At 76.9% G+C, this 559-nt stretch carries 1 protein-coding gene and 1 pseudogene; one reads left to right on the top strand and one right to left on the bottom strand.

Translation table 11 applies throughout. The features are described from left to right. A pseudogene (locus tag ACI8AA_RS23945) lies at positions 1-366 on the bottom strand (HNH endonuclease); the annotation flags it as partial. Between ACI8AA_RS23945 and ACI8AA_RS23940 the strand changes: the two are divergent. Then, positions 353-559, top strand: a 207-nt coding sequence (locus tag ACI8AA_RS23940; RefSeq protein ID WP_457046868.1) for a hypothetical protein, incomplete at its 3' end; no start/stop codon positions are given. The pseudogene ACI8AA_RS23945 and the gene ACI8AA_RS23940 overlap by 14 nt on opposite strands.

The raw sequence follows: 559 nt of genomic DNA, 5'->3' as shown, positions 1-559 counted from the left end.
GCCGAGGGGGGCGATGACCTGCAGGTGCGCGGTCACCGGCGGCCGGCCGGTCTCCCAGGGGCGCTGCAGCAGGTCGGCGTAGACCAGGGTGCGCAGCTGCCCGATCGGGCGGGGATCGCCGTCGGCCTCGAGCATCCGGGCGAGTTCGTCGATGAGGGCGGAGCAGGCGGCGGCGACGTCGGCGGGCAGGTCGGCGGCGAAGGTGGCCATGCCGTCGAACGGGCAGTCGTAGAGCCGCACGTCGGCGTGCCGTTCGGCCCGCTCGCGGCGGGCGTCGATGGCGGCGGCGTCGGCCTCCTGTAACAGCGCCAGCGCCAGCGCCCGCGCCCGCAGCCTGCGGACCGTGAGGGACGTGGCCTCGGGCAGCAGCCGGGCCTCGATCGCCCGGGCGGTGGCCGCGGTGGTGTGTTTCCAGCACGTCGACCAGCGCCCTGGCGCGGGCCTCGTCCAGGGTGCCGGCGGCGAGTGCTGCCCAGGTCGCGGGCAGGTGCGAGCGGTACGTCCACGCCCGGTGCGCCAGGTGGGAGGCGGTGCCCCGGCCGACGTTGAGGACCAGCGC

The sequence above is a fragment of the Geodermatophilus sp. SYSU D01180 genome, from assembly GCF_054050415.1.
Note: the sequence above shows the minus strand (reverse complement) of the source record. Positions and strands in the feature narration are given on the sequence as shown.